Origin of the sequence: Streptomyces asoensis (assembly GCF_013085465.1) — a bacterium.
GTDB classification, from domain to species: domain Bacteria; phylum Actinomycetota; class Actinomycetes; order Streptomycetales; family Streptomycetaceae; genus Streptomyces; species Streptomyces cacaoi_A.
On the sequence record NZ_CP049838.1, the window covers coordinates 9,494,308 to 9,514,981 of the forward strand.

Sequence of the window (20,674 nt, forward strand, 5' to 3'; positions counted from 1 at the left end):
CCTTTCACGCTTGGCCGAAGGTCTGCCGCTGGCCGCCGAGCCCGTCGATCTCGAGCTCGACGGTGTCGCCGGGACGGAGGTAGGGAGTGCCGGGCAGGCCGAGGGCCACACCCGCGGGCGTACCCGTGTTGATCACGTCACCCGGCTCCAGAACCATGTACTGGCTCAGGTACGACACGAGGTGGTGGACCGGGAAGATCATGTCGCGGGTGTGGCCGTGCTGGCGCTTGACGCCGTTGACGGTCAGCCGGAGTCCCAGGTCCTGCGGGTCGGCGACCTCGTCGGCGGTGACCAGCCACGGGCCGAGCGGGTTGAAGGTCTCGCAGGACTTGCCGAGATCCCACTGCGGCGAGTACTCGAGCTGGAACTCCCGCTCGGAGACGTCGTGGCTGACCGCGTACCCCGCGATCACCTCAGGCGCTTCCTCGGGACCCGCCAGATAGCGGGCGCGCCGTCCGATGACGACCGCGAGTTCGACCTCCCAGTCGGTCTTCCGTGAGCCGCGCGGGACCAGCACCTCGTCATAGGGGCCGACGACGGTGCCCGGGTCCTTCATGAAGACGACCGGACGGGCCGGGATCGCGGCCCCGGTCTCGGCGGCGTGGTCACGGTAGTTCAGACCGACGCAGACGATCTTCCCCGGCCGGGCGACGGGTGCGCCGACGCGCAGGCCTTCCGCGTCGAGCTCCGGCAGAGCGCCTGCCTCGACCGCCGCCCGCGCCCGGTCGACACCGCCCGAGGAGAGAAAGGCGCCGTCGATCTCGGGGGTCACCGGGCTCAGGTCCAGCAGTCGGTCGTCGTCGACGCGGACCGCGGGCCGCTCCTCTCCCGGGGGACCGACGCGTAGCAGTTTCACTGAGCAACTCCCTTGCCATGGGTGCTTCGTCCGCGAGTGCGCTCCCCGTGCCGCGAAGAGCCGCCGGGCGAGCCGGGCCGGCCTCTTCGCGCAGGTCACCGGCCGGATCACGCGCACGGACTGGACTCGACCGCATTCATCGGAGGAATGACGACTCCGTGACTGTAAAGGCTGGCAAGCGTCTGGGCAATGCAGTCCTCGGATGTATCCGTCGCGACCCGGTCGTTCTCGCCGAGGTCCGCAGGGACTTGTCAGTATTCGTCGGGGCGACGGCATGATCCGGGCGTGGTCCATCGGACGAATGTCCGCCGAGCGTGGCACGCGACGGATCGACGACCTCGTCCCGGTCGGCGGCGGGCGGCCCCCGACCACCGAGGCGCTCGACGCGCCCGTGGCGGTGGCGACGGACGCATCGGCCCCCGGGCCTGGCTTCCGAAAGCGGGACCATGCCGAATCGTGAACTCCGGTACCTGTCGCGTCCCGAGCGGATGGCGGAGGATAAGCCCAGCTCAGCCCCGCTCGGGCAGGCGCAGCCAAGGTCGTCCGTCGGACTCGTGACCACATGCGGGGTGAGGTCGTGGAAATCGTTGGGGGACGGACTCTTGTCAACGTCGGCAACGCCGTCGTAACGTCCACGTCGTCCCGGATACATCGGAGGAATCGGCTTCGCTGTCTTCTCTCGGCTGTTCGGTTCCGCTTTCTCGGCCCTCCGCTTCACCCTCATCCCATCCCCGCCGGCACGGTCCGCGCACGCCCTCGGCAGCGGCCACCTTCACGATTCGGGTTCCGTCCCGCCCACCGGGCGCGGACGCCTCTGCCGCCGCCGCGCACCACCCTGCCCTGGCTAAGGAGAAACACACGGCCATGAAGCTCGCTCGCACCCGCTCCGCCGCCGCAGCCGCCGGCACCGTCCTCGTGACGCTCGCCCTCGTCACCGCATGCAACCGCGAGAGCACCAGCGCGGGTGCCGCGGGCGGCGCGGACAAGCCTGCCATCGGCATCGACCTGCCGCGTTCCGACTCGGACTTCTGGAACTCCTACGCCGACTACGTGAAGAAGGACGTCAAGGCCGACGGCGTCAACGCGCTGCCGCTGAGCAACTCGCAGAACGACGTCACCAAGCTGGTCGCCAATGTGCAGGTGTTCCAGAACACGGGCGCCAAGGCGGTCGTCATGGCCCCCCAGGACACCGGCGCCATCGCCTCCACACTCGACACGCTCGCCTCGAAGAAGATCCCCGTGGTCAGTGTCGACACCCGCCCCGACAAGGGTGACGTCTACATGGTCGTACGCGCCGACAACAAGGCGTACGGCACCAAGGCCTGCGAGTTCCTCGGCAAGCAGCTCGGCGGCACGGGCAAGGTCGCCGAACTCCAGGGCGCCCTCGACTCCATCAACGGGCGCGACCGCTCCGAGGCCTTCGCCGCCTGCATGAAGGAGAAGTTCCCGAAGATCAAGGTGTTCGAGCTGCCCACCGACTGGAAGGGCGACGTGGCCTCCGCCAAGCTCCAGAGCCTGCTCGCCCAGCACCCCGACCTGAACGGCATCTACATGCAGGCGGGCGGTGTGTTCCTCCAGCCGACCCTGGCCCTGCTGGAGCAGAAGGGCCTGCTCAAGCCGGCCGGTCAGAAGGGGCACATCTCGATCATCTCCAACGACGGCATCCCGCAGGAGTTCGACGCGATCCGCAAGGGCCAGATCGACGCGACCGTCTCCCAGCCCGCCGACCTCTACGCCAAGTACGCGCTGTACTACGCCCAGGCCGCGGCCGACGGCAAGACCTTCAAGGCGGGGAAGACCGACCACGACTCCACGATCATCGAGATCCCGAACGGTCTCGAGGACCAGCTGCCCGCCCCGCTGGTGACCAAGGACAACGTCGAGGACAAGACGCTGTGGGGCAACAACGTCGGCTAGCGACCGGCTCCGAGGGCAGGCACGCGGAGGGGGCGGCGCACCCCGTCCCTCCGCCCCGCCCCCACCTCGCCCGTACCCCCGTATCCGGACCAGAAGGACGGTATTCACCATGGCGGACTCCGCGACCGCCCCGGCGACAGGCACCGTGAGCCGCGCCCCGGTGGCCGAGGCGACCGGAATCAGCAAACGGTACGGCGCCACCGTCGCACTGCGCGACGCCCGCATCACCATCGCCGAGGGCGAGTCGCACGCCCTGGTCGGACGCAACGGCGCGGGCAAGTCGACGCTCGTGTCCATCCTCACCGGGCTTCAGCAGCCCGACACCGGCACCCTGCGCTTCTCCGGCGAACCGGCGCCCGTCTTCGGCGACATCGACGCCTGGCGGTCCAGGGTGGCCTGCGTCTACCAGCGGTCCACGATCATCGGCGATCTGACCGTCGCCGAGAACCTCTTCCTCAACCGGCAGAGCGACGCCGCGCTGCGCCCCATCCGTTGGAAGGACCTGCGGCAGCGCGCCGAGCAGCTGCTCGGCGAGTACGGAGTGGACGTCGACCCCACGGTCCGGGCCAGGCATCTCACCGTGGAGCAGCGGCAGTTCGTCGAGATCGCACGGGCCCTGTCCTTCGGCGCCCGGTTCATCATCCTGGACGAGCCGACCGCCAAGCTGGACGCGCGCGGAATCGACCGGCTCTTCGACAAGCTCCGGGACCTCCAGCGGCAGGGTGTCGCCTTCCTCTTCATCTCCCACCACCTGCAAGAGGTCTACGACCTGTGCACCACGGTCACCGTCTACCGCGACGCGGCCCACATCCGCACCGCGGCGGTGGCCGGGCTCGGCAAGCACGAGCTGGTCGAGGCCATGACCGGCGAGTCCGCCACGACGACGAGTGCCGACGACGCGAGGACGGCCTCCCCGGCCGGCTCCAAGGAGCTCCTGGCCGTCGACGGGCTGACCCTGACCGGCACGTGCCGGGACCTTTCGCTCTCCGTCCGCACCGGTGAGGTGGTCGGCCTCGCGGGCGCCACCGCCAGCGGCAACGTCCAGGTGGGGGAGGCCGTCGCCGGACTGCACCGCGCCGAGGGAGGCAGGATCTCGGTCGACGGCCGGACCGTCCGTACCGGCAGTGTCCCGGCGTCCCTCACCGCGGGCGTCGGCCTGGTGCCGGAGGACCGGCACGTCCAGGGCCTCGTCAACAATCGCAGCGTGGCGGAGAACGCGACCCTCACCGTCACCGACCAGCTCGGCCCGTTCGGTACCGTCCTGCCGGCCCGCACCAGGATCTTCGCCCAGCGCATGATCCGCGATCTCGACATCAAGACGCCGGGTGCGGGCACCCCGGTCTCCGCGCTCTCCGGCGGCAACCAGCAGAAGGTCGTCGTGGCCCGGGCCCTGGCCACCGACCCCCATGTCCTGGTCGCCATCCGACCCACCAACGGAGTGGACGTCAAGTCCAAGGAGTTCCTGCTCGCCAGGATCCGTGGGGTCGCCGAAGCCGGGAAGGCCGCGCTGATCGTCTCCGACGAACTGGACGACCTCAGGGCGTGCGACCGGGTCGTGGTCATGTTCCACGGACGCGTGGTCGCGGAGTTCGACCGCGGCTGGAAGGACGAACAGATGGTCGCCGCCATGGAGGGCGTCGCCGGTACCCCCGCAGCAGCCGACACCGAAGAGCACGGAAGGTAGTCATGTCCGCCACCACCGATGTCACCGACCCCGCAGCGAGCGTGGCGCAGACGACCGCCAAGGGCACCCGGCGCGGACTCGATCTCGGCCGCTTCCGTGAACTGTCCCTCGTCCCGGCCATCCTCGTTCTCGGCCTGATCGGGTTCATCGTCTCCCCGGCCTTCCTCACCTCCGACAACCTCATCGGCGTGGCCCAGCAGTCCACCGAGCTGAGCCTGCTCGTCCTCGCCACGGCGCTGATCCTGATCGTCGGCCGGATGGACCTGTCCCTGGAGTCCACGATCGGGGTGGCGCCCGTCATCGCCGTCTGGCTCGTCCTGCCCACCAGCGGCGGCCGGTTCAACGGCCTGGGGCTCCTTCCCCAGTGGACGGCGATCCCGCTCTGCCTCCTGGTCGGGGTGGCGATCGGCGCCCTCAACGGTTTCCTGATCCTCAAGCTGCGCCTCAACGGGTTCATCGTCACGCTCGGCGGCCTGACCATGCTGCGCGGACTCCAAGTGGCCCTCTCCGAAGGCCAGTCCATCGTGGATCTGCCCCCCTCCTTCACCTATCTGGGCAAGGCTTCGTGGCTGGGTGTCCCGGCCGCCATCTGGATCTGCGCGGTGCTGTTCGCCGCCGGCAGCTGCGCGCTGGCCTGGCTGCGGCACGGGCGGGCGCTCTACGCCATCGGCGGCAACGCGGAGGCCGCCCGGACCGCCGGTATACGGGTCGACCGGATCGTGTGGGTCGTCCTGATCATCGGCAGTCTGCTGGCCGCGTTCGCCGGCATCCTCTACAGCGGTCACTACGGTTCCATCTCCGCCACCCAGGGCAGCGGCTGGATCTTCCAGGTCTTCGCCGCGACGGTCATCGGCGGGGTCAGCCTCAACGGCGGCAAGGGTTCGGTGTTCGGCGCGCTCACCGGTGTGCTGACGCTCCAGCTGGTCGTCAACGTGATGACGCTGGCGGGCGTACCGCCGCTGTGGAACCAGTTCCTCAACGGCGCGATCATCATCGTCGCGCTGATCATCTCCCGCTTCGCCTCCGGCGAGAAGCAGGAGTAGACGCGGTACCCGGGGCATCGCGCGGACTCGCTCCGGGCCCGCGTGGAGCCCCGTCGTGTTTCTTCGGGACAGAGAGGCTCCCCTCGTGGCACTGACGGACGAGGCGATGGAGAAGATCAAGGCGATGATCGTCGCGGGCGAACTCGCGCCCGGCTCCCGACTGCCCAAGGAGGATGCGCTCGCCGGTCAGCTCGGTCTGTCCCGAAGCTCGCTGCGCGAGGCGGTCCGTGCGCTGACCGCCATGCGCATCCTGGTCACCCGGCAGGGCGACGGCACCTATGTGTCCAGCCTGGAGCCGCACCTCCTGCTGGAGACCATGTCCTTCGCCGCCGACGTCTCCCACGGGCGGACCGCCCTCCAACTGCTCCAGGTGCGCAGGCTGTTGGAGCCGCCGGCGACCGGGCTGGCCGCCACCTTGCTGACCTCCGAGGACCTCGATGAGCTCGGCGCCGTCCTCGAGCGGTCCCGGGCGGCCGCCACGGTCGACGAGTTCGTCGCCCACGACATCGCCTTCCACCTGCGCATCGTCGAAGCCGTCGGCAACCCGGTGCTGTCCATGCTGTTGCGCGTCCTCTCCACCCGTACCCAACGGGTCCGCATCGTGCGGGGGAGCCGGGCGCAGCGCGCCGTGGAGCGCGCGCACGCGGAGCACGACGAGATTCTCCGGGCGCTCAAGGCACGTGACGCGCTGTTGGCCGTGTCCGCCGCGACGGTCCATGTGGCCGCCGTCGAACACTGGCTGGCGGCGAGCTACGTCGAGGCGGACGGGCCGTCAACCGACGGCTCATCACACCTCTAGACATCCGATCTATCTTCCCGCGAAGATGACCAACGTTGACCAAGCCCTCGATATATGTCGATGCGGCCGCTACTCCCTCCGTGAAAGAGCCGATGAATGGGCCGGGAGATCTTGCTGTGATCAATGAATCCCAACCGCTGCGACGAAGCATCCTCAAGTTCGGCGGTGCTCTCGCCGTCGCGCCTCTGGCCACTCAGCTGACGGGCGCCACGCCTGCCGCACAGGCCGTCGCCGCCGAAGCCCACGGGTCGGCGGGCATCCAGTGGCCGACCCTGTCGCGCAAGGCGCTGAAGTACTCCGTCCCCGCCGCGGACTGGCAGTCGCAGGCCCTGCCGATCGGCAACGGCCGGCTGGGCGCCATGCTCTTCGCCGATCCCTACGAGGAGCGCATCCAGTTCAACGAGCAGAGTCTGTGGGGCGGAGCCAACAACTACGACAACGCTCTCGCCGGCAAGCCGGACAGCGATTTCGACACCGGCATGACCGGCTTCGGCTCGTACCGCAACTTCGGCGACCTCGTCGTCACCTTCGCGTCCCGTCCGAAGACCACGGTCACGGCGCCCGGGGGACCGTACAGTTCCTCCTCCTCGGAGGGCGTCGACAAGTCGTACGACGGCGAATCGAGCACCAAGTGGTGCATCGAGGGGCCCGGTTCGAAGGTGCAGTGGCAGGTCGAACTCCCCGACCCCGCCGCGGTCGCTTCCTACCGGCTGACGAGCGCCGACGACGTGCCCCAGCGCGACCCGCAGGAGTGGACGTTCTCCGGTTCCGCCGACGGCGCCACCTGGACCACGCTGGACAGCCGCACCCTGGAAGCGCCCTTCGAGAGCCGTTTCCAGACCAGGGAATTCACCTGCGCCGACAGCGCGGCCTACCGTTTCTACCGGTTCGACTTCATCCCCAAGGCGGGCGTCAGCCACTTCCAGGTGAGCGAGATCGGCCTGGCCGGCGTCGACCTCGGCGGGGACGCCACGATGTACCTGTCGTCGCCGAGCGGGCACTCCCAGGGATCCGGTGCCCGGCCCGGGTCCCGGGCCAGGGACATCTCGCGTTCGGTGGACCGCGATCCGGCCACCGTCTGGCGGGTCGACGGCGCCGCACCCGCCGTCGTCTGGCAGGCCGACCTGCCCCGCGCGGTCGCCGTCACCTCGTACACGCTGACGGCGGCCCCCGACCGCCCGCGGGACGACCCCCGGCAGTGGAGGCTCGAGGCGTCGCAGGACGGCACCGCCTGGACGACCCTCGACACCCAGAACCCGGGAGCGCCCTTCGCCGGCCGCGGCGAGACCCGGACCTTCCCCCTCACCAACAGCACGGCCTACCGCGTCTACCGGCTCACCCTGACCCCCGGCGCGTCCTCCGCCGGCTTCCAGATCGCGGAGATCTCGCTGGAGGGCCAGGGCTTCGACACCCGCGCTCGGCGCACGGTCGTCGACTACCGGCGCACCCTCGACTTCGTCGAGGGCCTCCACATCACCCGCTTCGGCGCGCCAGGACAGCGCGTCCTGCGGGAGGCCTTCGCCGACCGGACCGCGGACGTCATGGTCTTCCGCTACACGTCGGACAGCGCCGAGGGACTCTCCGGAGCGGTCTCGCTGACGTCCGCACAGGACCGGGCCCCGACGACCGTCGACGCCGGCGCCGGGCGGATCGCCTTCAGCGGTGTCATGGGCAACGGACTCAAGCACGCCTGCACCGTCCAGGCCGTACACACCGACGGCCACCTCAGCGCCGAGGGGGCGGTGCTGAAGTTCAGCGGCTGCACGACCCTGACCCTGTTCCTCGACGCCCGCACCGACTACAAGCTCGACGCCGCCGCGGGATGGCGCGGAGCCGCTCCGGAACCGATCATCGCCAGGGCGCTCGCCAAGGCGGCCGCCCGGCCCTACGACAAGCTGCGCGCCAAGCACGTCGCCGAGACGCGCGCCCTCATGAACCGTGTCTCGGTCGCCTGGGGCACCTCCGCCGCCGCCGTCGTCGCGTTGCCCACCGACGCGCGGCTGGCGCGGTACGCGGCGGGCGGGGAGGACCCGACACTCGAACAGGCGATGTTCGACTACGGCCGGTACCTGCTGATCAGTTCCTCCCGCCCGAACGGCCTGCCCGCCAACCTCCAGGGCCTGTGGAACGACAGCAACCAGCCGGCCTGGGCCTCCGACTACCACACCAACATCAACGTCCAGATGAACTACTGGGGAGCCGAGACGACGAACCTGGCGGAGTGTCATGAGGCGCTCGTCGGGTTCATCGAGCAGGTGGCGGTGCCGAGCCGCGTGGCGACCCGCAACGCCTTCGGCAAGGACACGCGCGGCTGGACCGCCCGCACCAGCCAGAGCATCTTCGGCGGCAACTCGTGGGAGTGGAACACCGTCGCGAGCGCCTGGTACGCCCAACACCTGTACGAGCACTGGGCGTTCACCCAGGACCTGACCTATCTCCGTACCGTCGCCCACCCGATGATCAAGGAGATCTGCGAGTTCTGGGAGGACCATCTCAAGGAGCGCGAGGACGGACTCCTCGTCGCGCCGAACGGCTGGTCCCCGGAGCACGGGCCGCGCGAGGACGGCGTCATGTACGACCAGCAGATCATCTGGGACCTGTTCCAGAACTACCTCGACTGCGAGGCGGCGCTCAAGGAGGACCCCGCCTACCGGGCCAAGGTCGCGGACATGCAGGCGCGCCTCGCGCCGAACAAGATCGGCCGGTGGGGTCAGCTCCAGGAATGGCAGGAGGACATCGACAGCCCCACCGACATCCACCGCCACACCTCGCACCTCTTCGCTGTCTACCCGGGCCGCCAGATCACCCCGAAGACGCCCGACTTCGCCGCCGCGGCCCTCGTCTCCCTCAAGGCGCGGTGCGGAGAGAAGGAAGGCGTCCCCTTCACGGCCGCGACGGTTTCGGGCGACAGCCGCCGCTCCTGGACCTGGCCCTGGCGGGCGGCCCTCTTCGCCCGCCTCCGTGACGGTCGGCGCGCCCAGATCATGCTGCGCGGACTGCTGACCTACAACACGCTGCCCAACCTGTTCTGCAACCACCCGCCCTTCCAGATGGACGGCAACTTCGGCATCTCGGGCGCCGTGGCGGAGATGCTCCTCCAGAGCCACGACGGAGTCATCGACCTGCTGCCCGCCCTGCCGGACGGCTGGAAGGCCGAGGGATCCTTCACCGGGCTCCGCGCCCGGGGCGGCTACGAGGTCAGCTGTGCGTGGCGGAACGGAAAGGTGACGTCCTACGAGATCGTGGCCGACCGGGCGCGGAACCGGAAGGACGTCACCGTACGGGTGAACGGCGTCGACAGGAGGGTGAAGCCGGCCAAGCCCTGACGGCGGCACCGGCTCGTTTCGGCAGCGAGCCGGGCCGACGGCCGTCCGCCGCCCGAAGCGCGGCGGCACTGGCCGTCGGCAGGGCCGGGTGATGGATCCCTCACGGATTCCCCGGGCAAAGGAGTGGACCCGCCGCCTCACCCGGGCCGATCGTGGGCGCCATGGATGATCACCGCACGGAACCCGTCGACCCTGGTGCAACCGCCGAACCCACCCCTGTGGGGGAGGAGGCCGGGGAGGTGCGCCGTTTCTGGGGCCGGCTCGGTCTTCCCGGCCTTGTCGACGTCCACACGCACTTCATGCCCGAGCGGGTCCTGCGCAAGGTCTGGGCCTACTTCGACGCGCTCGGACCGCAGACCGGCGGACTCGAGTGGCCGATCACCTACCGGAACGAGGAGACGGAACGGACGGCCCTGCTGAGGGAGTTCGGCGTACGGGCCTTCACCGCGATGCTCTACCCGCACAAGCCGGGCATGGCCCGGTGGCTGAACGACTGGGCGGCCGACTTCGCCCGCCGCACCCCCGAGTGTCTGCACACCGCCACCCTCTACCCCGAGCCGGGCGTCGAGGCGTACGTCCGGGAGGCCGTCGAGGCGGGCGCGCGCGTCTTCAAGGCACATGTACAGGTGGGGGCGTACGACCCGGCCGACGAACTCCTCGACCGGACATGGGGGTTGCTGGCCGAGGCCGGGATCCCCGTCGTGATCCACTGCGGCTCCGGCCCCGCTCCCGGCAAGCACACCGGCCCCGAGCCGATCGCGCGGGTGCTGGCGCGGCACCCCCGGCTGCGACTGGTCGTCGCGCATCTGGGGATGCCCGAGTACGAGGAGTTCCTCGGCCTCGCCGAACGGTTCGGGGAGGTGCGGCTGGACACGACGATGACGTTCACCGACTTCTCCGAGGAGCTGATGCCGTTCCCCCGCCGGGCCCTGCCCCGGCTCGCCGGGCTCGGCGACCGCGTCCTGCTCGGCTCCGACTTCCCCAACATCCCCTATCCGTACGTGCACCAGCTCCACGCCCTGGAGCGGCTGGGTCTCGGGGACGAGTGGCTGCGGGCGGTGTGCCACGACAACGCGGCAGAGCTGTTCGGCCTGTGAGAGCCCCGTCGTGGTCCTTGGCGGCCCGGCGACGGCGAAGGAGCCGGCCGAGGGCGGGACGTCGTACCGGAGCATGAGCCGGTGACCGGACGTGTACTGCGGTTTCAGTAGTCGGTCCTCCAGATACGGGAGGCGGCAGTGCCAGTAGCCGGACGACGACGGGAGGGCCCTCGCCGCGACAGCCTGAGCAGGGCAATCGAGAACAGATCTGGAGTTCCCTGACGTGGCTGATCATCTGTATCGACTGGGCCGTCTGGCCTTCCGGCGGCGCGGTTACGTCGCCTTGATGTGGCTGGCCGTACTGGCCGCCGTCGGACTGGGAGCCCTCCAGGCGCCGGGAGCCTCCGACGAGGAGTTCTCGATGCCGGGCATCGAGTCCCAGAAGGCGTACGACCTGATGCAGGAGCGCTTCCCGGGCGCTGCCGCCGACGGCGCCACCGCCCGGGTGGTGTTCGTCGCCCCCGACGGGCAGAAGGTCACCGCCGCCGCAAGCAAGGCGGCGATCGAGCGGACGGTGGACGCCCTGGGCCAGGGCTCGCAGGTGGCCGGCGTCGCGGATCCCTATGAGGCGAAGGCCGTCAGCGAGGACGGCTCCACCGCGTACGCCACCGTCACCTACAAGGTGAAGTCCTCCGAGGTCACCGACGCCGGCCGTACGGCGCTGGAGAAGGCGGCCGACCGGGCCCGGGACGCCGGGCTGACCGTGGAGACGGGCGGCTCCGCCATGGACAGCGGCGGCGGACCCGGCGGCGTCGCCGAGATCATCGGCATCTCCGTGGCGGCCGTCGTGCTGCTGGCCACCTTCGGCTCGCTGGCCGCCGCCGGGCTGCCGTTGCTGACGGCGATACTCGGCGTCGGCGCGAGCATGTTCACCATCACGATCCTGGCCGACGCCCTCGGCCTGTCCACCAGCACCGGCACCCTGGCGATGATGCTGGGGCTGGCGGTCGGCATCGACTACGCGCTGTTCGTGGTCTCCCGCTACCGCGAGGAGCGCGCCGAGGGACACACTCCGGAGGAGGCGGTCGGTCTCGCGGTCGGCACGGCCGGGTCGGCGGTCGTCTTCGCGGGCCTGACCGTGGTCATCGCGCTGGCCGGTCTGGCGGTCGTCGGGATTCCGATGCTGACCAAGATGGGCCTGACCGCCGCCGGAGCGGTCGTCGTCGCCGTGGTCATCGCCCTGACGGTCGTGCCCGCGCTGCTCGGCTTCTGGCCGAACGCCGTGCTGTCGGGCGCCGTACGCAGGCAGGGGCGCGGCGGGCGTCTGCTCCGCCTCGTGAAGTCCGACAAGGCCGGGGCGCGCGAGGGGCAGGGCGCGAGCGACAACCGCGGCACCCGCTGGGCCGCCTTCGTGCTGCGCCGCCCGATCCCCGTCCTGCTGCTGGGCGTCCTGGGCCTCGGCGTCCTCGCGATCCCGATGACCCAGTTGGAGCTCGGCATGCCGGGCGACGAGGCCAAGGCCGCCTCCACCACCGAGCGTCGCGCCTACGACGCCCTCGCGGAGGGCTTCGGCCCCGGGTTCAACGGGCCCCTGACCATCGTCGTCGATGCCGAGGGGGCCGATGACGCCAAGGCCGCGGTGAACACGATCAACCAGAAGATCGCCGACACGAAGGGCGTCGTCTCGGTGGCCACGCCCCACTTCAACGACGCCGGGGACACGGCGGTGTTCAGCGTGACACCGTCCACCAGCCCGACCGACGAGAAGACCAAGACCCTCGTCACGACCATCCGCGGCGAGCGTTCCGCCATCGAGTCGGGGGCCGGCGCGTCCTTCGAGGTCACCGGTACCACCGCGCTGAACATCGACATCGCCGGGAAGGTCCAGGCGGCGCTGGTGCCGTACCTCATCACCATCGTCGGCCTGGCCGTCGTCCTCCTGCTGGTGGTCTTCCGGTCCGTGCTCGTCCCCCTCAAGGCGGCGCTCGGCTTCCTGCTCTCGGTGCTCGCGGCGCTGGGCGCGGTCGTCCTGGTCTTCCAGCAGGGTCATGGGGCGGGCGTGTTCGGGGTGGAGCAGACCGGGCCGATCATGAGCCTGATGCCGATCTTCCTCGTCGGCATCGTCTTCGGCCTCGCCATGGACTACGAGGTCTTCCTGGTGTCGCGCATGCGGGAGGCGTACGTCCACGGCGAGTCGGCGAAGCAGGCGGTCGTCTCGGGGTTCCGGCACAGCGCCCGGGTCGTCGTGGCCGCCGCACTGATCATGATCGCCGTCTTCGCGGGCTTCATCGGCGAGAGCGACTCCATGATCAAGATGATCGGTTTCGGTCTGGCCTCCGCCGTGCTGCTCGATGCCTTCGTCGTCCGGATGGCCATCGTGCCCGCCGTCCTCGCCCTGCTGGGCGACCGGGCCTGGTGGCTGCCGAAGTGGCTCGACCGGCTGCTTCCCCGGGTCGACATCGAGGGCGAGGCCCTCACCCGGCACCCGGTCGACGCCGGGGACCGCCGCTCCGACCCGGGCCCGACCTCGGACGAGCCGGTCGAGGCGCACGTCTGACCGGGCCGGCCCCGGCCGTTCCAGGGCCGTCCGTGGCCGAAGGCCACGGGCGGCCCGCGCGTCCTTGCGTGCCGCATGTCGTCCACCATGGGGCTCAGGCCCTGCACCTGGAGAGACAGATGACCATCAGCCTGGAGCGCTACACAGGGCGCCGGCACATCGCCACGGACCTGGTCCTGGCCCTGGGGCTGCTCGGCACCGTGACCCTCGGTGCCTCGATCGCCATCCCCGGCATCAGCCAACCGCGCGAGGACTGGCCGGCCGTGCTCCTCGCGGCCGTCTCCTGTCTCGTCCAGTTGAAGGCGCGCACCCGCCCGCGCACCGTTCTCTTCGTGGCCACGGTCTGCACGGTGATCACCGTGGCCCTGGGCTACCTGGTGACACCCCTCCTGCTGGCCCCTCTGATGATCGCTCTGTACCGGATGGCCGCCGGGACCGACCCCCGGACCACGCGCGTGTACGGCGGCCTGACCATCGCCGTGGTGGTGGCCACCGCCGTGATCGACACCGACACCCCCACGACCGGGATGTACCTTCTGCGCAGCATCGGCCCCGTGCTGTGGCTGATGCTGCCCCTGGTCGGCGGCGGCCGGGACCGTCTGCGCCGTGACTACGTGGACTCCGTGCAGGCGCGCGCCGCGCACGCCGAGCGCACCCGCGAGGAGGAGGCCCGGCTGCGGGTCGCCGAGGAGCGGATGCGTATCGCCCGCGAGCTTCACGACGTGGTGGCCCACCACATGGCCGTCGCCAACGCGCAGGCCGGCACCGCCCGCCACCTCGCACCCACCCACCCCGAACAGGCGCAGAAACTGCTCGGCGAGCTGACCACCACCACATCGTCCGCACTGCTCGAACTCCGCGCCACCGTCGGGGTGTTGCGCCAGAGCGGCGACCCTGACGTCGACCCCCTGAAACCCGCCCCCGGCCTGGACCGCCTCCCCGAGCTGATCGCGACGTGCGAGTCCGCCGGCGTCGAGGTCTCCGTCACGACCGAGGGGGAACCCCGGCCCCTGTCACCGGGCGTGGACCTGACGGCGTACCGGATCATCCAGGAAGCCCTCACCAACGTCACGAAACACGGCGCGGGCAAGGGGGCCGGCGTCCGGCTCACGTACTCCGACTCCCGCCTGCTCATCTCGGTCACCAACGACACGACCGCCACCCCTCCGCCGGTCCCGGAAGGCGGCTACGGTCTGATGGGCATGCGTGAGCGTGCCCACTCCGTCGGCGGCGACCTGCACGCCGGTCCTCGCCCCGAGGGCGGCTTCGAAGTCGCCACCGCACTGCCGTTGCACCTCGCCCCGGAAGAAGACGAGACAAGCCTTTGAGCATTCGCGTCCTGCTCGCCGACGACCAGGCCCTGCTGCGCGGCACGTTCCGGCTGCTGATCGACTCCTGCGAGGACATGGAGGTGGTCGGCGAGGCCGCCGACGGCCAGGAAGCGGTGGATCTCGCCCGCACCCACCGCCCCGACATCGTCCTGATGGACATCCGTATGCCCGGCACGGACGGCCTCGCCGCCACCGCCGCGATCTGCGACGACCCCGGGCTGGCCGGCACCCGGATCCTCGTCCTCACCATGTTCGAGACCGACGAGTACGTCGCCAAGGCACTGCGCGTCGGCGCCAGCGGCTTCCTCGGCAAGTACGTCACCACCGACGCCCTGCTGGCCGGCATCCGCACCGTCGCCGCGGGCGAGGCCCTTCTCTCGCCCGGAGCGACCCGCGCCCTCATCACGCGTTTCCTCACCGCCCCGGCCCCGGGCGCCCTCCTGGCGGCTCCGGAGCGCCTGAACGACCTCACTCCCCGCGAACGCGAGGTCACCGTGCTCGCCGCCCGGGGCAAGTCCAATGACAAGATCGCCGAGGAACTCTTCCTGAGTGTCCTGACCGTACGCAGCCACATCCAGCGCGCCCTGACCAAGCTCGGCGCCCGCGACCGCGCCCAACTCGTCGTCATCGCCTACCAGACCGGACTGGTGCGGCCCACGTCGCCACAGAGCTGAAGCCCGACCGGTCCCCGGCTGGTGGGGGTTGTGAACAACGACGAGTCTTCGAGTCTCAGGGAGCGATGGGCAGTTGGCGCTTGTGGTCCGTGAGTCGGTAGCGATCGACGATCGTTTTGAAGACGGCTTCGTCCACAGGCCTGCCTTCCAGGAAGTCGTCGATGTCGTCGTAGGCGACCCCGAGCGCGTCCTCGTCGGTCTTGCCGGGATCGAGGGTCTCCAGGTCGGCCGTCGGGACCTTGTGCACCAGGTCGGCCGGTGCCCCCAGCGTGTCCGCCACGGCGCGCACCCGGCGTTTGGTCAGGCCGGACAGCGGGACGAGGTCCGCCGCGCCGTCACCGAACTTGGTGAAGAAGCCGGAGACCGCCTCGGCGGCGTGGTCGGTGCCGACGACCAGTCCGTGGTGCCCGCCGGCCACGACGTACTGGACGATCATGCGCTGTCGGGCCTTGATGTTGCCGAGCACGAAGTCCTGGTGGTAGGCGTCGCGGAAGCTCACTTCGGCGGCGAGCACGGCATCGAGCGCGGCGTCACTCGCGGGCTTGATGTCCACGGTCAGCACGTGATCGGGCTGGATGAAGGAGAGCGCGAGCCGGGCATCGTGCTCGTCGGCCTGGACGCCGTAGGGCAGCCGCATGGCATAGAACCGTGCCTCGTGCCCGGCGTCGCGAGCTCGCTCGACCGCGAGTTGGCACAGGCGGCCGGCGGTGGTGGAGTCGACGCCGCCGCTGATGCCGAGCACGAGGGAGGACAGGCCGGTGGAGGTCAGCCGCTCCGCGAGGAAGGCCACCCGGCGCTCGATCTCCACCTCGACCTCGAAGGTCTCGGCGACCTCGAGTTCCCGGGCGATCTCCTGCTGGAGGGTGAGGGAGGCGGGGTCGTTCACATCTGCTCCTGGTTCCGGTTCACGTGGTGTCGGCGCCCCACCTCTTGAGGACGGGGAGGACCGTCGGTGGATCAGTGTCGGACAGCGGCGACTGTCCGGAGCCGGGGCGCGCAACACGGAGTGCCCCGAACCGCGCTCGGACATGCGCTCTAGACGCGGGGCGTTCCCGTCACCGACATCACCAGCGAGTACAGCGAGGTGGTGGCGGTGATGAACAGGCGGTTGTTCTTCGGCCCGCCGAAGGTGATGTTGGAGACCGATTCCGGCACCCGGAGCCGTCCGATGAGGGTGCCGTCGGGGTCGTAGCAATGGACGCCGTCGTCCAGGGCGGCGGCCCAGAGGCGGCCCTGGTCGTCCAGGCGGATGTTGTCGAAGCGGACGCCCGCTCGCGCTTCGGCGAAGACCTCCTGCCCGGAGAGCGTGCCGTCGTCGTGGACGTCGAAGCCGTAGATGCGCGCGCCTCGCGTGTCGGAGACGTACAGCCGCTTCTCGTCCGGGGACAGGATCACGCCGTTGGGTCCGTCCAAGCCGTCGGCGGCGAGGCTCACCCGACCCGTCGCCGGGTCGATCCGGTAGAGGTTGCAGGCGCCGATCTCGGACTCGGCCCGATGGCCCTCGTAGTCGCTGGTGATGCCGAAGTCCGGGTCGGAGAACCAGAGAGTGCCGTCGGATCGCACGACGGAGTCGTTCGGGCTGTTGAGCCGCTTGCCCTGGAAACGCTCGGCCAGGACCGTCACCGCGCCGTCCGGCTCGGTGCGGGTGACCCGGCGGTTGCCCTGCTCGCAGGTGACGAGGCGGCCCTGCCGGTCGAGGGTGTTGCCGTTGCTGTGTCCGGCCGGGTAGCGGAAGACGCCGACCGTCCCGGTGGCCTCGTCCCAGCGCAGAATGCGGTCGTTCGGGATGTCGCTCCAGATCAACTGGCGCCAGGCGGGCAGGTACAGCGGCCCCTCTGCCCAACGGCAGTCGCTGTGCAGCACCTCCAGCCTGCCGTCGCCGTTCGTGCAGCGTCCGGTACGGAAGCGGTCGTCCAGGATCTCGTACAGGCCATCGGCGGGCATCGGCGTCCCCTCAATACGTTGATCAGGATCTGATTCAACGTAGCACGTAGATCACCGAACGAGATATGGTCAGAACATGAAGCCGATAGATGACATCGACCGCGGCTTGATCGCGCTGCTCCAGAAGGACGCGACCCGGTCCTACGCCGAGTTGGGCAAGGGGGTCGGTCTGTCGGCGGGCGCCGCCCATGAGCGAGTGCGCAGGCTGCGGGAGCACGGGGTCATCAGGGCCACCACGATCGACGTGGACCCCGCAGCCCTCGACCGCGGGGTCCTCGCCTTCGTGCTCATCGACTCGACGGCCTGGATGGGCGACCGCGCCGAGGACTTCGCCGGCATTCCGGAGATCCAGGAGGCCCACGTCATCGCGGGCAGCGCGGCGGTCCTGGTGAAGGTGCGCACGGCGAGTACCGAACAACTCCAGGACGTACTCCGCCGCCTGTACGCGATCGACGGGGTCAGCGGCACGCAGGCGACCGTCGTCCTGGAGACGTTCTTCGAACGGCCCCTGGCCGCCGGGTAGGCGAGCTGCGCGACCGCGCCGGGCCGCACCCCGTTCCCTGCCGGGCGCAGGTCACCGTATGGCGTTGTCCAGGTGGGTGATGGCGGCCGGCACGTCGTCGCTCTCGGTGCTTCGGATCAGATGCAGGGCCGGCCGGACGAGGCCGCTCGGTCGCGCTATCAACCGTGCGAGCACGGCGGCGCGGACGTCGAGCCGCTCGATGGTGGCCTCGCGCTCCTCCTCGTTCTGGCCGGCAAGCAGGACGGCGTTGTACCACGCCTCCTCGCGGGACTGGCGGACACTGAAGTCGAGGATCCGCTCGTCGGTGCGGGCCCCGACCTGATCCAGCAGCGACATGAGTGGCGACAGGGCGCCGATCGAGTCCTGCACCGCCAGCACCACCCGCGCAAGGATGTCGTTGATCAGCAGAAAGTCGCGCCGCAACGCGTGGATGGCCTTGCCCGGGTTGGTCCGGGCGGCGGCGATGGCCAGGTCGAGGTTGATGTGCGCGTTCACGCCGAGCAGCAGGTGCTGGACGATGACGGTGTCGGCGTCGTCGAGCAGCCCGAACGTCTCGCGCCAACAACGCGGCCCGCCCCGGTCACGACGCCAGGCGTCGTACGCGTCGAAGTAACGGTTGCCGAAGAGCGTGTCGAAACGGTCCATTCGGGCGCCGTCGTCGAACAGTCCACCGTGAATGGCCGTGCGGACCTCGACGGTCACCTGTCGGTAGAGCGCCGCGAAGTACCCGACCCGGTCACCGGCGTGGCCGGCCTCCCGGACGATCCCGGCAAGCCCGTCCACGACATCGTCGATGTTCTCTGCCGCCATGCCCAACTCCCCTTCCCTGGAACCGCGTTCGGCCCGCACTCCGGCCGCTGTCCGTAGTGCCGATCACAGCCCCTTCCTACCACCGCGCACCGGGGAGGGCCCCCGCCCTACAGGAACCGGAACGGGAACTGCTCGACGGAGAACTTCCCCCGGCGCCGGCCCGGCGTGTTCGTGTAGTCGCGGTCCAGGGCGAGCACCGCGGTCACCGGTGCGCTCTCCGACTGCATTCACCGCCTCCCCGGGCACGGAGAGCCACGAGAAGCTCGCCCTGCTCACCGTGCTGGGCACCGACCGGTTCGCCGTCGACGCCGGGTGACTGCCCCATGCCGTGCGCCCCGTTCCCGGCAGTCGCGATGCCGGGAACGGGGCGTGCTTCAGGCCGCCTGAGCGCTGGTCACCACCGTGGGTGGCTCGCGCGGCGGGTCAGGAGGCGATGAAGTCGGCGATCCGGCCGAGTACGACCGTGTCCGTCAGGTAGCCGATGTGGGTCTGGCAGAGCACGTTGTTGTTCGTCGCGCCGTCCAGTCGGGTGCTGGTGTACGGGATGATGATGCCGTCGCACGCCGAGTACCAGGTGGCGTACGCGGTGGTGCCCGGCGTCTCGTCGCCCGCGGTGATCTGGGAGATGAACGACGAGCCCGGGTACATCTGCTGACAGGTCGTGTAGACGAGGCAGGCGCCGGCGTAGGTGGTTCCGTGGTTCGCGCCGGCGATCGAGGCCAGGTGGCTGACGCTGGTGTTGCCGCCCAGGACCTTCAGGTAGTACTGGCTGACGAGGCCGCCCATCGAGTGGTTGACGATGGCGACCTTGCTCGCACCGGTCCGCGCCTTCACGTTGTTGACGAAGGTCGCGAGCCCCTGGGCGTTGGTGATGTTGTTGCCGTAGGAGTTGTACTCGTAGGCGAAGAGGTTGGAGCTGGACCAGCCGTTGAGCCGGAAGACGCTCATGGCGGTGGTCCAGTTGGACGCGCTGCCGGTGTAGCCGTGGACGAAGACGACCGGTGTGCTCGTCGACAGCGGCTGGGCGGCCGCGTCGGCGGACCGCGCGGCGGAGGCGACCGACGCGGCCGTGGTGGACGTGGTGGCCGTGGTGGTGGCGCCGGCCGTCTGCGCTGCGGAGAACAGGGTGAACGCGAGGGTGGCGGTCGCGAGAACACCGAGGAGCCGGCGCGGGGCATGACGACGCATGGAGCCCTCCTGACGAGGATGCGGGTGGCTGGACCTGACCAGAGTCGTGGCGCCGGGCGGGGGAGCAATCGGCGAAATCACCGGTGTGGCGGTGACGCCGGGCGCCCCGGATCGTGGAGCCCTTCGTGCTGGTCGGCAGCCGGCAAGGTGGTTTTCCCACCCGGGCGGGCGACGTCGCGTCCGCGGTCGGGCTCGGCGTGAGGGCACGCCTGCCGTCCACCGAGCCCGCTGATCGCTCTGCCGGGCGGAATCTCCGTTGCCGGGAGGCCGCGGCGCCCGCGATCCTGAGGCGATGAGGTACTTCGTATGCAGCTGAGGCTTCAGCAGTTCAGGCCCCGGACCGGGCCGCACGAGCACCGTGTCGTCCAGCCGAGAAAGCCCCTTCGCCACACGTCGCTGAGCGCCCCGGAGCCCATCGGTCTGTTGCTCGGCGACCATGACGGGCTGAGCCGGCTCGCGGGTCTGTTCTCCTTCGCCGCCTACTCCCGGCACACGATCGTCCATGTGCCGCTGCGCGACGGACTTCCGCCCGACGAGGGCTTCGGCACGCCGGTCGACCTCGTCCTGGTCCACGACACGCTCGGTCTGCGTCCCAGCAAGTGGCCCGAGCTGCGGCGCAAGCTGGTGAACGGTACTCCGCTGACCGTCGGCACCCTCGAAGAACGCACGGCCAGGGACGCCGCCGGATGGCGGGAGCGCGCGAGCCGGGCCAACGCCCGGGACGAGCTGCGGCACGCCACCCACGCCCGCACGTTCTTCCTGTTCGGCAATCGGGAGGTGTTCGCCGAGACCGCCACCTGCCTTGCCCACGCGGCGGGTTGGGGCCCGCGCCAGAAGGGTGTCACCCAGGGCCACTCGGCACTGATGACGGCCCTCCCGACGCTGGTCCAGGAGCCCGGCGGCGGCCACCCCATCGAGGTGCTGATCTGCTTCAAGCCGTACCCGCCCTACGCCCACTTCCAGCGGCCGGGACGTTGAGCGGGCA

Annotated in this window: 16 protein-coding genes; 11 read left to right on the forward strand and 5 right to left on the reverse strand. The window is 70.2% G+C overall.

The features are described 5' to 3' along the window. Nucleotides 1-4 precede the first annotated feature (4 nt). Nucleotides 5-856 carry a fumarylacetoacetate hydrolase family protein gene (locus G9272_RS42055; protein WP_171401448.1) on the reverse strand — a complete coding sequence of 284 codons (852 nt, stop codon included), beginning with the start codon at nt 854-856 and terminating at the stop codon, nt 5-7. A gap of 864 nt (nt 857-1,720) precedes the next feature. Between G9272_RS42055 and G9272_RS42060 the strand changes: the two genes are divergently transcribed. The 9 genes from G9272_RS42060 to G9272_RS42100 all read left to right on the forward strand — a co-directional run bounded on the left by G9272_RS42060 (nt 1,721) and on the right by G9272_RS42100 (nt 15,224). After that, nucleotides 1,721-2,773 carry a sugar ABC transporter substrate-binding protein gene (locus tag G9272_RS42060; RefSeq protein ID WP_171401449.1) on the forward strand — a complete coding sequence of 351 codons (1,053 nt, stop codon included), beginning with the start codon at nt 1,721-1,723 and terminating at the stop codon, nt 2,771-2,773. A 109-nt stretch (nt 2,774-2,882) separates the two neighbouring features. After that, the gene (locus G9272_RS42065; RefSeq protein WP_171401450.1) at nt 2,883-4,457 is read left to right on the forward strand and encodes a sugar ABC transporter ATP-binding protein; all 1,575 of its coding nucleotides are present in this window, start codon (nt 2,883-2,885) and stop codon (nt 4,455-4,457) included. Nucleotides 4,458-4,459: 2 nt separating this feature from the next. Next, entirely contained in the window at nt 4,460-5,500 is a 1,041-nt protein-coding gene (locus tag G9272_RS42070) for an ABC transporter permease (RefSeq protein WP_171401451.1), read from the forward strand. Nucleotides 5,501-5,585: 85 nt separating this feature from the next. Next, nucleotides 5,586-6,299: a FadR/GntR family transcriptional regulator gene (locus G9272_RS42075; RefSeq protein ID WP_171401452.1), complete on the forward strand. Its 714-nt coding sequence runs from the start codon at nt 5,586-5,588 to the stop codon at nt 6,297-6,299. A gap of 116 nt (nt 6,300-6,415) precedes the next feature. Beyond that, nucleotides 6,416-9,625: a glycosyl hydrolase family 95 catalytic domain-containing protein gene (locus G9272_RS42080; protein WP_171401453.1), complete on the forward strand. Its 3,210-nt coding sequence runs from the start codon at nt 6,416-6,418 to the stop codon at nt 9,623-9,625. 161 nt (nt 9,626-9,786) lie between these two features. Beyond that, nucleotides 9,787-10,722: an amidohydrolase family protein gene (locus G9272_RS42085; RefSeq protein ID WP_171401454.1), complete on the forward strand. Its 936-nt coding sequence runs from the start codon at nt 9,787-9,789 to the stop codon at nt 10,720-10,722. A 223-nt stretch (nt 10,723-10,945) separates the two neighbouring features. After that, nucleotides 10,946-13,219: an MMPL family transporter gene (locus G9272_RS42090; RefSeq protein ID WP_171401455.1), complete on the forward strand. Its 2,274-nt coding sequence runs from the start codon at nt 10,946-10,948 to the stop codon at nt 13,217-13,219. A 119-nt stretch (nt 13,220-13,338) separates the two neighbouring features. Further along, nucleotides 13,339-14,547, forward strand: coding sequence for a sensor histidine kinase (locus tag G9272_RS42095; protein ID WP_171401456.1), 1,209 nt, complete (start codon nt 13,339-13,341; stop codon nt 14,545-14,547). Beyond that, a complete protein-coding gene (locus G9272_RS42100; RefSeq protein WP_171401457.1) occupies nt 14,544-15,224 on the forward strand; it encodes a response regulator transcription factor in 681 nt (226 codons plus the stop codon). The genes G9272_RS42095 and G9272_RS42100 overlap by 4 nt, the downstream gene beginning before the upstream one ends. A 55-nt stretch (nt 15,225-15,279) precedes the next feature. On the opposite strand, the gene nadE is transcribed toward G9272_RS42100, so the two are convergent. Together nadE and G9272_RS42110 are read right to left on the reverse strand one after the other, a co-directional pair. Further along, complete coding sequence (gene nadE / locus G9272_RS42105; RefSeq protein ID WP_171401458.1) at nt 15,280-16,110, reverse strand: ammonia-dependent NAD(+) synthetase; 831 nt, start codon at nt 16,108-16,110, stop codon at nt 15,280-15,282. A gap of 149 nt (nt 16,111-16,259) precedes the next feature. Further along, nucleotides 16,260-17,168, reverse strand: a complete 909-nt coding sequence (locus tag G9272_RS42110) for an SMP-30/gluconolactonase/LRE family protein (protein WP_171401459.1) — start codon at nt 17,166-17,168, stop codon at nt 16,260-16,262. 85 nt (nt 17,169-17,253) lie between these two features. On the opposite strand from G9272_RS42110, the gene G9272_RS42115 reads away from it, so the two are divergent. Then, nucleotides 17,254-17,691 carry an Lrp/AsnC family transcriptional regulator gene (locus tag G9272_RS42115; RefSeq protein ID WP_171402410.1) on the forward strand — a complete coding sequence of 146 codons (438 nt, stop codon included), beginning with the start codon at nt 17,254-17,256 and terminating at the stop codon, nt 17,689-17,691. A 51-nt stretch (nt 17,692-17,742) separates the two neighbouring features. Here G9272_RS42115 and G9272_RS42120 read toward each other — a convergent pair whose 3' ends face one another. Both G9272_RS42120 and G9272_RS42130 read right to left on the reverse strand, forming a co-directional pair. Continuing rightward, nucleotides 17,743-18,501: a DUF5995 family protein gene (locus G9272_RS42120; RefSeq protein ID WP_171401460.1), complete on the reverse strand. Its 759-nt coding sequence runs from the start codon at nt 18,499-18,501 to the stop codon at nt 17,743-17,745. A 423-nt stretch (nt 18,502-18,924) separates the two neighbouring features. After that, nucleotides 18,925-19,689, reverse strand: coding sequence for an esterase/lipase family protein (locus G9272_RS42130; RefSeq protein WP_171401461.1), 765 nt, complete (start codon nt 19,687-19,689; stop codon nt 18,925-18,927). A 306-nt stretch (nt 19,690-19,995) separates the two neighbouring features. Here G9272_RS42130 and G9272_RS42135 point away from each other — a divergent pair, with 306 nt between their 5' ends. Beyond that, complete coding sequence (locus tag G9272_RS42135) at nt 19,996-20,667, forward strand: hypothetical protein (RefSeq protein WP_171401462.1); 672 nt, start codon at nt 19,996-19,998, stop codon at nt 20,665-20,667. The last annotated feature ends 7 nt before the right edge of the window (nt 20,668-20,674 follow it).